Source organism: Pseudomonas sp. NFPP02, assembly GCF_900119355.1.
GTDB classification, from domain to species: Bacteria; Pseudomonadota; Gammaproteobacteria; order Pseudomonadales; family Pseudomonadaceae; genus Aquipseudomonas; species Aquipseudomonas paracarnis.
Genome location: NZ_FPJI01000002.1, coordinates 479,699 through 492,185, shown reverse-complemented (window position 1 = coordinate 492,185; position 12,487 = coordinate 479,699). Strand labels below are relative to the sequence as shown.

Here is a 12,487-nt window from a genome sequence, read left to right as displayed (position 1 = left end):
AGGGCTCCATCGCAGGCAAGCCAGCTCCCGCAGTTGATTGTGTTCGCACATTTAAATGTGGGAGCTGGCTTGCCTGCGATAGCCTCACCTCGCTCTAACAGACTTTAGGCAATCCACTTGCGGTCGCCCGTAAAACTGATCGTCAACCACCGCGCCGCATCCGCCGCCCCCAGCCCTGTGGATATCTCTTCACGCAGCCCATCGAGGGTGGCGACGTTATCCACCGGGTAATCCGCTGGCAGCACCACATGAATCTCGATAAACCGCGCCCGCCCGTGCTTCTGCACATAGGACACGTAGTCGTCGAAACCATGCTTGGCCTGCGCCGCGTCCATCACCTCGCGGACCTTGTCGTCCAAGTGATCCGGCGCGATCCCCAACACTTCGCGCAGCGCCGGGCGCAGGATCTTGAACGCCGGCGCCAGCATGCTCAGGGCCAGCAGGATCAGGATCAACGGGTCCACGTAGACCGCCCACTCGCCATAGCCCTGGGACTTGAGCAACAGCGCCGCCAGGAAGCTGATCAGCAAGCCCACCGACAGCATCGCGTCCACCAGCCAGCTGATGTTGTCGAACTGGATCAATGACGATTTGAGTGTGCGATTGCGGTAGCGCACATAAAAGAAGTACGCGAACTCCACGACCGTAAATACCGCCGCATAAATGATCACCAGCCCCAACTCGATTTCGCGCCCGCCATTGATAATGCCGAACACGCCATTGAGGAACGCGTAGATGGCGATCAGCAGCAGGAAACTGCCTTCTATCAGCAGCACCATCGGCTCCAGGTGCCAATAGCCGAATTGGAAACGCTCGTTGCTTTTCTTGGCGATCAGCTTGGCCGTGATCAGCATCAGCACCTTGATGGCGGTGGCGATCAGCGAGAAAAAGCCGTCGAACAGAATGGATTGGGCGCCGGATATCACACCCGTGACAATCCCTGCGATCGCGACTGCGAACATCAGGATAGTCGATTGTTTGAGCAGTGCCTGCTCACCTCGGTTACTCACATTGCCTCCTGTCAAAACCTTTAAACCGCTGGGTGCGGTGGGGTTTTCAGGCGGGCAGTGTACCTTATGCCGCATTTTGACCGATTTGCCGCCACTGATCGTTCCCACGCTCCGCGTGGGAATGCATCGCGTGACGCTCTGCGTCACCAGCAGAAAGCGGGGCGCAGAGCGCCCCCGGCGGCATTACCACGCGGAGCGTGGGAACGATCAGCGTGTGTCGCGCAGGCGCTTAGCCCTTGGCCCCACGCTCAATCGCAAACCCCGCCCAAGTCTGGCTCACCGGCATCAACTCCAGGCGGTTGATGTTCACGTGCGCCGGAGTGTTCATCACCCAGAAAATCGTATCGGCAATGTCCTGCGGCTGGATCGGCTCCGCACCTGCGTAGGTGGCGTCATAACGCGCCTGGTCACCGCCGAAGCGCACCAGGGAGAACTCGCTTTCACACAAGCCCGGCTCGATATTGGTCACGCGCACGCCGGTGCCTTGCAAGTCGCAGCGCAGGTTCAACGAGAACTGCTTCACGAACGCCTTGGAACCGCCATACACATGGCTGCCCGGGTACGGGTAGTTACCGGCGATGGAACCCAGGTTGATGATCCCGGCACCGCGGCCATGGGCAATCAGGCGCGGCAACAGCAGGTTAGTGGTGGTCAGCAGGCCCTTGATGTTGGTATCGACCATGGTTTCCCAATCGTCGAGGTCGCACTTGGGCGCAGGGTCGGTGCCCACGGCCAGGCCGGCGTTGTTGATCAGGCCGCGCAGCGTGGCGAACGACGCCGGCAGGTTGGCGATGGCCTCCTCCATGCCCTTACGGTCGCGCACATCCACCACCAGGCCATGCACTTCGGTCTGCTTGGAAAGCTCTTCGACCAAGGCGTTCAAGCGCTCGGCACGACGACCGGTGAGCACCAGTTTCCAGCCGGCCTCGGCAAAGCGACGGGCACAGGCTTCGCCGAAACCTGAAGTAGCGCCAGTGATAAACAGCGTGTCAGACATGGGGTTCTCCTTGCGGGCATCGGGAAAAAAACAGCCAGCAGAATGCCCTTACGCCGCGTTTGCGGCAACCGCTGTGCACACACACGCATGCTTGGCTGATCATTTTTTAACCAATCTTCGCAAAGCCTTATAAACCGTAGCTTGCAGCCATATGCGCGCAGGTTATCCACAACTGCGCCCACAGTCTTTGGGGGCAAGTGCAAACGGCTCAAAGCCGCTGTGTACAAGGGTTGCAGGCGGTTTTATAAAGTTTTTTGCTTGACCTGGGCGAGCGCCTATGTAGCCGCTGACAAATGCAGAAAAACACAACGATGGCTCCAGGCCAGTCATTCCGGCCCCTGCGCAAGTCTTTCCAGAGTTTAGTCACAGACTTATCCACAGGCTGGAAGGACTTATTTCGTTCATATACCTGTGTCTTTAAACAGGTTGACAAACCCTTGAGACGGTCGCGAAAAATACCCTGATCGAAAAACAACCAACACGCTACAAGCCACGTGGTTAAAGGCTTTCAGCCAGCTACTCCCACGTTACCCACAGCCGGTTCCACAGTGGATGGGGACAAGTCAAAACTGTGACAAAACAGGGATTTGCGGCGGCTATATGTCGCGCTTTTGAGGTGGGCTGGATTTGTTTTCCACAATTTGGTGGAGGGCTTGTTGACACCGCAAAAACAAATGTGGGAACCGGCTTTGGGTGGGCGCTGGCTTGCCTGCGATGCGGCCACCTCGGTATGTCAGCTAAACCGAGGTGATGCTATCGCGGGCAAGCCCGGCTCCCACATAAGGCCCGGTTCCCACAGGGTTGATGCGCCTGGATCTTGGGTCAGTGACCGCCCAGGTAGGCGTTGCGCACTTCCTCGTTCACCAGCAACTCCTTGCCGGTGCCTGTCAGGCGAATCTCACCATTGACCATCACATACGCCCGGTCCGACAGGCGCAACGCATGGTTGGCGTTCTGTTCCACCAGGAAAATGGTCATCCCGGTGGACGCCAGCTCGCGCAGGGTGGAAAAGATCTGCTTCACCACAATCGGAGCCAACCCCAGGCTTGGCTCATCGAGCAACAACAGCTTGGGCCGACTCATCAGCGCACGGGCGATGGCGAGCATTTGTTGCTCACCACCGGACATGGTCATCGCCCGCTGGTTGCGTCGCTCCTTGAGCCTGGGGAACAGCTCGAACATGCGTTGCATGTCCTCGCTGGCGAACTTGTCGCCAATGGGGATGGTGCCCATCAGCAGGTTTTCCTCGACGGTCATGTCGGGGAACACCCGCCGCCCTTCCGGCGACTGCGCAATGCCGTTGGAAGCGATGTAGTGGGACGACTTGTGAGTAATGTCGACGCCGTTGTAGAGGATCTGCCCCGACTCGGCCCGAGGCTGACCGAAGATCGACATCAGCAACGTGGACTTACCCGCGCCATTGGAGCCGATCAGGCTGACGGTTTCGCCTTCGTTGATGTGCAGCGAGACTTTTTTCAGGGCCTGGATCGGGCCGTAGAACACGTCCAGGTCCTTCATTTCGAGGATAGGTGCGCTCATACCAGCTCCTCTTCGTCCGCGCCCAGGTAGGCGGCGATCACTTTCGGGTCGTTGCGGATCGCATCCGGGCCGCCTTCGGCGATCACGTTGCCGTGGTCCAGCACCACAATGTGGTCGGAAATACTCATCACCATGCCCATGTCGTGTTCGATCAGCACCACCGTAAGGTCGTGTTCGTCGCGCAGCAGGCGAATCATCGCGCTGAGGGCTTCGGTTTCCTGCGGGTTGAGGCCCGCTGCCGGTTCGTCCAGGCAGATGATCTGCGGCCGCGTGCACATGGCGCGGGCGATCTCCAGGCGGCGCTGCTGGCCGTAGGAGAGCTCGCCGGCCAGACGGTTGGCGCAGTCCACCAGGTCGACCACTTCCAGCCAGTAGAACGCGCAGTCCAGCGCATCGCTTTCGGCCTTGCGGTAGCCCTTGGTGTTGAGGATGCCGGCAAGCATGTTGCGGTTGACCCACATGTGCTGGGCCACCAGCAGGTTTTCCAGCACCGACATTTCCTTGAACAGGCGAATGTTCTGGAAGGTGCGCGCCAGGCCGGCACGGTTCACCAGGTGGGTGCCGCCGAACATCTTGTAGTAAACGCGGCTGAGGAAGCTTTTGGGCGACACGAAGTCGGTGGCCTCAAAGCGCTCGCCGAGCAGTTGGATCACGTTGGTTTGCTTGCCGCGCACGTTGAGCTCGATCTTGCCGCCACTGGCTTTGTAGAAGCCGGTGAGGCAGTTGAACACCGTGGTCTTGCCGGCGCCGTTGGGGCCGATCAGGGCGAAGATCGAGTTGCGTTCAACCTTGAGGCTTACATCGCTCAAGGCTTTGATACCACCGAAGTGCATCATCAGGTGTTCGACAGACAGCACGACTTCCTTGCTCATGGCGCTACCCCTTTGCGTGGCGTCACACCGGTACGGCTAATCCGAATCAAGCCACGCGGTCGCCAGATCATCATCACCACCATCAACACCCCAAACAGCAGCACGCGGTACTCGGAAAAACTACGCAGCAGTTCCGGCGCCACGGTCAACACGAACGCTGCGATCACCACGCCAACCGTCGAGCCCATGCCGCCCAACACCACAATGGCGAGGATCAACGCCGACTCGAAGAAGGTAAACGACGACGGGTTGACGAAGCCCTGGTAGCTGGCAAAGAACACCCCGGCCAAACCGGCGGTGGACGCGCCGATGGTGAAGGCTGAGAGTTTGACCAGCACATGGTTCAGGCCCATGGAACGGCAGGCGATTTCATCTTCGCGCAGGGCTTCCCAGGCGCGGCCGACCGGCATGCGCGTCAGGCGATGCTTGATGTACAGCACGGCCAGCACCATCAGAAACAGCACGATGTAGATGAACATGAACTTGATGTTGGGGTTGTAATCGATGCCGAAAAACTCGTGAAACGGAATGCCGCCATCCTTCGCACGCTTGCCGAACTCCAGGCCCAGAAAGGTCGGTGACGGCACGGGCATACCGTTGGGGCCACCGGTGAACGACAGCCAGTTGTTGAGCACCAGGCGAATGATTTCACCAAAACCCAGGGTCACGATGGCCAGGTAGTCACCGTGCATTCGCAGCACCGGGAAGCCGAGTATGCAACCCGCCAACGCCGCCGCGATGGCCGCCAGTGGCAGCACCGTCCAGAAGCCCAGGCCCAGGTATTGATAACCCAGCGCCAGGCCGTAGGCACCGATGGCGTAGAAGGCCACATAACCCAGGTCGAGCAGGCCCGCCAGGCCCACCACGATGTTCAGGCCCAGGCCGAGCAACACGTAGATCAGCCCCAGGATCACCACGGTGAGCAGGTATTTGTTGGCGAAGATCGGAAACACGATGGCGATCACGATCAGCGCCGGGATGATCCAGCGCAGCCGCGACTTGTAGTCCGGTGGCAGCACGTGCACGCCGGAGCCGCTGCTCTCGAACCCCTGCAGGATCTTCACGCCCTTGGGTGTTTGCAGGAACAGGCTGAGGGCAAAGCGCCCGGCCATCACGATGGCGACCAGCACGGCAACCCGCGCAGGTTCCAGGTTGAAGCTGTAGCCGTCGAGCACAACGCCGACAATCGGGCCGAACACGATCAGCGAAATCAGCCCCGCGAGTACCGTATCGACCACACTTTTCTTGATATCAATGGATTTGGCAGCAGACATGTTTACACCTTCGCCACGAGTGGGCGACCAAGCAGGCCCTGGGGACGGAAAATCAGAATCACCACCAGCAGGGAGAAACTGAACACGTCTTTGTAGTCAGAGTTGATCAACCCCGCGAACAGCGACTCGGAGATACCGAGGATGATCCCGCCCAGCATCGCCCCAGGCAGGGAGCCGATGCCGCCGAGTACCGCCGCGGTAAACGCCTTGATGCCGATGATGAAGCCGGCATAGAAGTCGAAGGTGCCGTAGTTGAGGGTGATGAGCACGCCGGCCAGGGCGGCCATGGCGGCACCGATGACAAACACGTAGGAGATCACGCGGTCGGTGTTGATGCCCAGGATCGAGGCCATCTTGCGGTCTTGCTGGGTAGCGCGGCACATGCGGCCGAGCTTGGTGTATTTGATGATGTAGGTGAGCAAGGCCATGCCGGCAAAAGCGGCGACCAGGATGAACACTTTGGTGTAGGTCAGTTGCACGAACCCGGTGCCGATATCGACGCGCCAGGCGCCGGCCAGCAGGGTGGGAATGCCTTGTTGCTTGGCGCCCTGGGCGATCTGCGCGTAGTTCTGCAGGATCAGGGAGATACCGATGGCGCTGATCAGCGGTGCCAGGCGGGTGGAGTTACGCAGGGGTTTGTAGGCGACACGCTCAATCACCCAACCGTACACTCCGGTGACGACCACGGTGAAGATCAAGGTACCGAGAATGAGCAGCGGGAAGGATTCGATGCCGAAGTAAGCCAGCAGTGCCAGACTGATCGCCGCGAGGTAAGCGGAAATCATATAAACCTCGCCGTGGGCGAAGTTGATCATGCCAATGATGCCATAGACCATTGTGTAGCCGATGGCGATCAGGCCATAGACCGACCCGAGGGTCAGGCCGTTGACCAGTTGCTGCAGGAAAATACCATCCATAACGCAATCTCACGCGGTGAGCACCTGCACACCGGTGGGTGTGCGGCGCTTCTGGAGGAAAAGACAGGTTTGTTGCAATGGAGCAGGCAACCACGCCCTCTGTGGGAGCTGGCTTATGTGGCGAGGGAGCTTGCTCCCGCTGGGCTGCGAAGCAGCCCCAAACTGGGCAATCGAGATACATCAGATGTATTTCGGTAAGCGGTTGGGAGTGCTACGCACTCCAGCGGGAGCAAGCTCCCTCGCCACAGCAAGCCCCCCTAACCTTAGGCCCGTGGTGCTTGTACTTACTTCTGCTTTTCCAGCTGATGGTATTTGCCGTCTTTGTCCCACTGGTAAACCACGTAGTCAGAGACTTTCAGGTCGCCCTTGGTATCCCAGGCTTTTTCGCCCATGACGGTTTTAACCGGGTTGGCCTTGAGCCACTTGGCAGCGTCTTCGCCCTTGTTGGACTTGGCACCGTTGAAGCCGGCGGCCAAGGCCTGGATCGAAGCGTAGGCGTACAGGGTGTAGCCTTCAGGCTCGGTGCCGTTCTTGCGGAACTCTTCCACGACCGTCTTGCTGTCCGGCAGCAGGCGCGGGTCGGCGCCGAAGGTCATGTACACGCCATCGACGTACTGCGCACCACCTGCGGTGGACACCAACTCGTCGGTGACCACGCCGTCATCGGACATGAACTTGACGTCTTTCAAGCCCGCTTCACGGATCTGGCGCACCAGTGGGCCGGCTTCCGGATGCAGGCCGCCGAAGTACACGACGTCGGCGCCCAGGGAGCGGATCTTGGTGACCAGGGCGCTGAAGTCTTTCTCGCCACGGGTCAGGCCCTCTTCCAGCACCGGCTTGACGCCGCGCTTGGTCAACTGGGCGGCGGTGGCGTCGGCCAGGCCTTTGCCGTAGGTGTCCTTGTCGTTGATCACCGCGACTTTCTTGCCCTTGAGCACGTCGACGATGTAGTCGCCGGCGACGATGCCTTGCTGGTCGTCACGCCCGCACATACGGAACATGGCGCCCAGGCCGCGTTCGGTCACTTGTGGGTTGGTGGAGCCTGGGGTGATGGCGATGATGCCTGCTTCGTCGTAAACCTCAGACGCCGGGATGGTATTGGATGAGCAGAAGTGCCCGACCACACCGATCACTTTGTCCTGGTCGGCCAGGCGGTTGGCCACGGCCACGGCCTGCTTGGGCTCGCAGGCGTCATCGCCCGCCACCAGCTTGATCTGCTCACCGTTGATGCCGCCGGCCTTGTTGATAACGTCGGCTGCCGCCTGGGCACCCTTCATGTACTGCTCACCGAAAGCGGCGTTGGCACCCGTCATCGGGCCCGCCACACCAATTTTCACATCAGCTTGAACAAACGTAGAAACACCCAGCGCCGCAGCAACGGCGAGGGCCAGAAAACCTTTCTTGTAAAACGTCTGGGACATGAGTGGTGCTCCGATATTTTTGATTTTTGGCACGACAACTTGCATTCAAACCTTTCACCGAAAGCTCAGAGCAAGCCGCGTGCCATTACTTTTTTATTCTTCAAAAAGACACGGTGTCATTGTTATTACAGGCGTTTCGACGCCTTTTGCCAGGACGTGCAACCGTCTAGCGTCTATAGGTGCAACCAACACTTCAAAAAAGTACAACCCTGGCAGGTCGCACCTGCAACCACAGGCATAAACGACAGTTCCTGCAGCTGTAACAATGTGCGTAACGGAACTGCACATTTACAGTGCGTGATTGCTACGACTTGCACCAATACAGATGGGTAGCCTGCTAAGAAAACGCAGGCTTTTGAGGGGTATTTCGCTGATCAGATCACGATCCTCAGGCATTGCCCGGCGTGATAGAGCGAGAAGCCGGCTTCATACAGGCAGCTGCGCAAGCCCACCGCGGCCAAGGGTTGCATGGGCGTAAAAGGGATCGGCAAGGCTTGGGTGTCCTGGTGACACAGGTAGTCGGCAAACGCCTTGCCCACCACGCTGCCGGTGGTCACCCCGCGTCCGTTATAACCGGTAACCGCCACCAGGCCGGGGGCCGGTTCGAACAGGCGCATCAAGTGGTCGGGAGTGAATGCGATGCAGCCGGTCCAGGTGTATTCCCACTGCACCGGTTTGAGGTACGGGAAGTAGTGTTGCTGCACCCGATCGGCCCACGCCTTGAGGAACCACGCCGGTTTCTGGTTGCCGTTACCCAGGCTGCCCAGCAACAGGCGGCCATCGGCATCGCGGCGAATGCTGCTCAGGACCTGGCGCGTGTCCCACGAACCCTGGCCGCCGGGGAGGATCTGCTTGGCCGCGTCATCGGTCAGCGGCGCCGAGGCCACCTGATAGTAATAGCCGGGGAAGAAGTTACGCCGCAGTTCGGTCCATTCGCCTTCGGTGTAGGCGTTGGAGGCGATCACCACCTGCGCGGCCTGCACCGCGCCCTCGGCGGTCTGCACCGACCAATCGGCGCCTTGGCGTTCAAGCTGGGTGACCGGGGAATGATCGAACAACTGCCCGCCCAACGCTGCGGCGGCATTCGCCAACCCAGTGGTGTAGGCCATGGGGTTCAAGGTGCCGGCGCGCCGATCCAGCAACGCGGCGGCGATTTTCCGGGTACCGGTGGCCTGCTCGCAGGCCTGGCCGGTGAGTAACTCAACCGGTGCGCCACGGCGTTTCCACTGCTCCTCACGGCTGCGCAAATCCGCCTCGCCACGGGCGTTGTGCGCCATGTGCAAGGTGCCTTCACGGCGCAATTGGCAGTCGATGTTGTACTTGTCGATCAGGCTGAACACCAGGGACGGCGCCGCACCCAACATGCGGTTGAGCTGGCTGCCCACCGCCGTGCCGAAACCGGCCTCGATCTCGTCCGGTGGAATCCACAGGCCGGCGTTAACCAGCCCGACGTTGCGCCCCGAACCACCGTGGCCGGTGCGATGGGCCTCGAGTACGGCGACGCTTTTACCCTGTTCCAGCAAATGAATGGCCGCCGACAAACCGGTGATGCCAGCGCCGATCACGCACACATCCACCTTGACCGCGCCCTTGAGCGCGGCTCGGTCGGGGCGGCCTGGAGTGAGGTGTTCCCATAAACATGTTTCGCGCAGTGCCATTGCCAGACTCCGGGATGAATTCACCACCGCTCGTTCCCACGCTCTGCGTGGGAATGTAGCCTTGGACGCTCCGCGTCCGCATTGTCGTGACGCGGAGCGTCACAGAATGCGTTCCCACGCAGAGCGTGGGAACGATCACATCGACCGTGCCAGATCAGTCGAACGTGATGCCTTGTGCCAACGGCAGCTCCAGCGAGTAGTTCACGGTATTGGTCTGCCTGCGCATATACCCGCGCCACGCATCCGAGCCCGATTCACGCCCGCCGCCGGTTTCTTTTTCACCCCCGAACGCGCCACCGATCTCCGCGCCGCTCGGGCCGATGTTGACGTTGGCAATGCCACAGTCGCTGCCCACCGCCGACATGAACTGCTCGGCTTCACGCACGTCAGTGGTGAAGATGCAGGATGACAAGCCTTGTGGCACGGCGTTGTTCAGGCGCAGGGCTTCGGCGAAGTCGGTGTAGCCGACCACGTAAAGAATCGGCGCGAAGGTTTCGCTGCACACTACGTCGCTTTGCTCGGGCATTTCCACGATGGCCGGCGATACGTAGTAGGCGTTGGGGAATTTGTCTTGCAGTTGGCGCTTGCCGCCGAACACCTTGCCGCCTTCGCTCAAGGCTTGCTCAAGGGCGTCCTGCATGTTGTCGAAACTGTGCTTGTCGATCAGCGGGCCGATCAGATTGCCTTCCAGTGGGTGGCCGATGCGCACTTTGGAATAGGCGGCCTTGAGGCGGGTGACGATTTCTTCCTTGACCGACTCATGGGCGATCAGCCGGCGCAGGGTGGTGCAGCGTTGGCCGGCTGTGCCCACTGCGCTGAACAGGATAGCGCGCACGGCCATGTCCAGGTCGGCGCTTGGGCCGAGGATCATCGCGTTGTTGCCGCCCAGCTCAAGGATGCTGCGGGCGAAACGCGCGGCGACTTTGGGTGCCACTTCACGGCCCATACGCGTGCTGCCGGTGGCGCTGATCAGGGCAACGCGCGGGTCATCCACCAGCGCAGCGCCGGCGTCGCGGCCGCCGATGATCACTTGGCTGAGGTACTCGGGGGCACCGTCGAATTTTTTCAGTACGCGCTCGAACAAGGCCTGGCAGGCCAGTGCAGTGAGCGGGGTCTTTTCCGACGGTTTCCAGATCACCGCGTTGCCGCACACCAAGGCCAGCGCGGTGTTCCACGCCCACACGGCCACGGGGAAGTTGAAGGCGCTGATCACGCCGACCACGCCCAGCGGGTGCCAGGTTTCACGCATATGGTGGCCGGGGCGCTCGGAGGCGATGGTCAAGCCGTACAACTGGCGCGACAGGCCGACGGCGAAGTCGCAGATGTCGATCATTTCCTGCACTTCACCCAAACCTTCCTGGGTGATCTTGCCGGCCTCCCAGGAAACGAGTTCGCCCAGGTCGGCCTTGTACTCGCGCAATACGTCGCCGAACTGGCGCACCAGCTCGCCACGTCGCGGCGCCGGCACCTTGCGCCAGGCTTCGAATGCATGCTCGGCGCGACTGACCTGTTGCTCCACCTCGGCGGCGCCTTCCCAATGGACACTGCCGATACGGCTGCCATCGATCGGTGAATGCACGGGTTGTTTCCCAGCCTGGTACAGCGCCGGGTTTACCCCGAGACGATCAAGCAATGCGGCAACCATGGGTCACTCCTTCAAATCTGCGTAGAAAAATCGCGCCGCTGCTTGCACGGCGATCCTGAGCCTATTTGTAGCTGGCTCAAGACTTGCCAACAAACGACGATTAGGCGAGATATCATTCCCTTTATTCATGCAAAGAATAAAAAGAGGCATGCCGTGCTGAACAAAAGATATTTGCCCTCGATCACCGCCCTGCAGTGTTTCGAAGCGGCCACCCGCCACCTGAGCTTCACCCGCGCCGCCGAGGAACTGAACCTCACCCAAAGCGCGGTGAGCAAACAAGTAGCGCAGCTGGAAGAACTGTTGCAACACCTGCTGTTTCGCCGCGTGCGCCGCCGCTTGCAGATGACCCCGGCGGGCGACCTGTACCTGGTGGAGGTGCGCAAGATCCTCACCCAGGTGGAAATGTCCACCCACTACCTGCGCTCCTACGGGGGCGAAACCGAAGTGCTGCGCGTGTCCACGCCCTACACCTTCGGAGCACGCTGGCTGGTGCCGCGCCTCAAAGGCTGGCGTTTGCGCCACCCGCAGATCCACCTGGACCTGTGCAACGAACAGGACCCGGACGAGTTACTGCAAGGCAAGGCCGACATGGCGTTCTATTTCGGCCAGGGCGCACGTCCCGGCACCGAGAGCCTGAAACTGTTCAGTGAAGAGCTGGTACCGGTGTGTTCGCCCGACAGCCTGCCCGCCCAGCCTTTCACCGACCCCACGCAACTGAGCGACCTGGTGCTACTGCAAAACGCCTCGCGGCCCCAGGGCTGGCATGACTGGTTCGCCAGCCAGGGCTTCCATACCGAGCACAGCTACCATGGCCCGCGGTTCGACACGTTTTATATGTGTATCCGTGCGGCGCAGGTGGGATGCGGCGTGGCGCTGTTGCCGCGCTTTCTGGTGGAGGAGGAATTGGCCGAGGGCAAGTTGGTGATCCCCTGGCAACATGCGATGCCGAGCCAGGATGCTTACTACCTGGCGTATCCCGAGCATTCGGCGGAGGTGCCCAAGGTGCGCGAGTTTGTGAAGTGGATGATGGAGCAGGTGCTTTAGCGCCTGGAGAATCGCCATCGCAGGCAAGCCAGTGGCCTTACTGAAAAAATCACTGGCAAAACCCCACAAGTCTATGCGCCACTAACCCCCTTCCTCAATTGTGCGTAAAG

General features: G+C 60.4%; 10 protein-coding genes. 1 reads left to right on the top strand and 9 read right to left on the bottom strand.

What is annotated here, in order from left to right; genetic code table 11:
- Positions 1–104: 104 nt before the first annotated feature.
- From BT204_RS05575 to BT204_RS05535, 9 genes are all read right to left on the bottom strand, one after another.
- Positions 105–1,010 (bottom strand): cation diffusion facilitator family transporter, encoded by a 906-nt coding sequence (locus BT204_RS05575; protein ID WP_003188105.1) that lies wholly within the window; start codon positions 1,008–1,010, stop codon positions 105–107.
- A 229-nt stretch (positions 1,011–1,239) separates the two neighbouring features.
- A complete protein-coding gene (locus BT204_RS05570; RefSeq protein WP_034125868.1) occupies positions 1,240–2,007 on the bottom strand; it encodes an SDR family oxidoreductase in 768 nt (255 codons plus the stop codon).
- Positions 2,008–2,829: 822 nt separating this feature from the next.
- The gene (locus BT204_RS05565; protein ID WP_005784287.1) at positions 2,830–3,546 is read right to left on the bottom strand and encodes an ABC transporter ATP-binding protein; all 717 of its coding nucleotides are present in this window, start codon (positions 3,544–3,546) and stop codon (positions 2,830–2,832) included.
- A complete protein-coding gene (locus BT204_RS05560; RefSeq protein ID WP_005784285.1) occupies positions 3,543–4,418 on the bottom strand; it encodes an ABC transporter ATP-binding protein in 876 nt (291 codons plus the stop codon). Before BT204_RS05560 ends, BT204_RS05565 begins: the two co-directional genes overlap by 4 nt.
- Complete coding sequence (livM, locus tag BT204_RS05555; protein WP_072445902.1) at positions 4,415–5,692, bottom strand: high-affinity branched-chain amino acid ABC transporter permease LivM; 1,278 nt, start codon at positions 5,690–5,692, stop codon at positions 4,415–4,417. Before livM ends, BT204_RS05560 begins: the two co-directional genes overlap by 4 nt.
- Positions 5,693–5,694: 2 nt before the next feature.
- Complete coding sequence (locus BT204_RS05550) at positions 5,695–6,609, bottom strand: ABC transporter permease subunit (protein ID WP_034125666.1); 915 nt, start codon at positions 6,607–6,609, stop codon at positions 5,695–5,697.
- Positions 6,610–6,893: 284 nt separating this feature from the next.
- Complete coding sequence (locus BT204_RS05545) at positions 6,894–8,030, bottom strand: branched-chain amino acid ABC transporter substrate-binding protein (protein WP_034125665.1); 1,137 nt, start codon at positions 8,028–8,030, stop codon at positions 6,894–6,896.
- A gap of 374 nt (positions 8,031–8,404) precedes the next feature.
- Entirely contained in the window at positions 8,405–9,688 is a 1,284-nt protein-coding gene (locus BT204_RS05540; protein WP_057975446.1) for an L-pipecolate oxidase, read from the bottom strand.
- A 154-nt stretch (positions 9,689–9,842) separates the two neighbouring features.
- Positions 9,843–11,333, bottom strand: a complete 1,491-nt coding sequence (locus BT204_RS05535) for an L-piperidine-6-carboxylate dehydrogenase (protein ID WP_019818294.1) — start codon at positions 11,331–11,333, stop codon at positions 9,843–9,845.
- A 153-nt stretch (positions 11,334–11,486) separates the two neighbouring features.
- Between BT204_RS05535 and BT204_RS05530 the strand changes: the two genes are divergently transcribed.
- The gene (locus BT204_RS05530; RefSeq protein ID WP_019818295.1) at positions 11,487–12,377 is read left to right on the top strand and encodes a LysR family transcriptional regulator; all 891 of its coding nucleotides are present in this window, start codon (positions 11,487–11,489) and stop codon (positions 12,375–12,377) included.
- The last annotated feature ends 110 nt before the right edge of the window (positions 12,378–12,487 follow it).

Coding starts and splice junctions, on each gene's coding strand:
- BT204_RS05570 (WP_034125868.1), bottom strand. CDS start 2,007: ATGTCTGACACGCTGTTTATCACTGGCGCTACTTCAGGTTTCGGCGAA.
- BT204_RS05565 (WP_005784287.1), bottom strand. CDS start 3,546: ATGAGCGCACCTATCCTCGAAATGAAGGACCTGGACGTGTTCTACGGC.
- BT204_RS05560 (WP_005784285.1), bottom strand. CDS start 4,418: ATGAGCAAGGAAGTCGTGCTGTCTGTCGAACACCTGATGATGCACTTC.
- livM (WP_072445902.1), bottom strand. CDS start 5,692: ATGTCTGCTGCCAAATCCATTGATATCAAGAAAAGTGTGGTCGATACG.
- BT204_RS05550 (WP_034125666.1), bottom strand. CDS start 6,609: ATGGATGGTATTTTCCTGCAGCAACTGGTCAACGGCCTGACCCTCGGG.
- BT204_RS05545 (WP_034125665.1), bottom strand. CDS start 8,030: ATGTCCCAGACGTTTTACAAGAAAGGTTTTCTGGCCCTCGCCGTTGCT.
- BT204_RS05540 (WP_057975446.1), bottom strand. CDS start 9,688: ATGGCACTGCGCGAAACATGTTTATGGGAACACCTCACTCCAGGCCGC.
- BT204_RS05535 (WP_019818294.1), bottom strand. CDS start 11,333: ATGGTTGCCGCATTGCTTGATCGTCTCGGGGTAAACCCGGCGCTGTAC.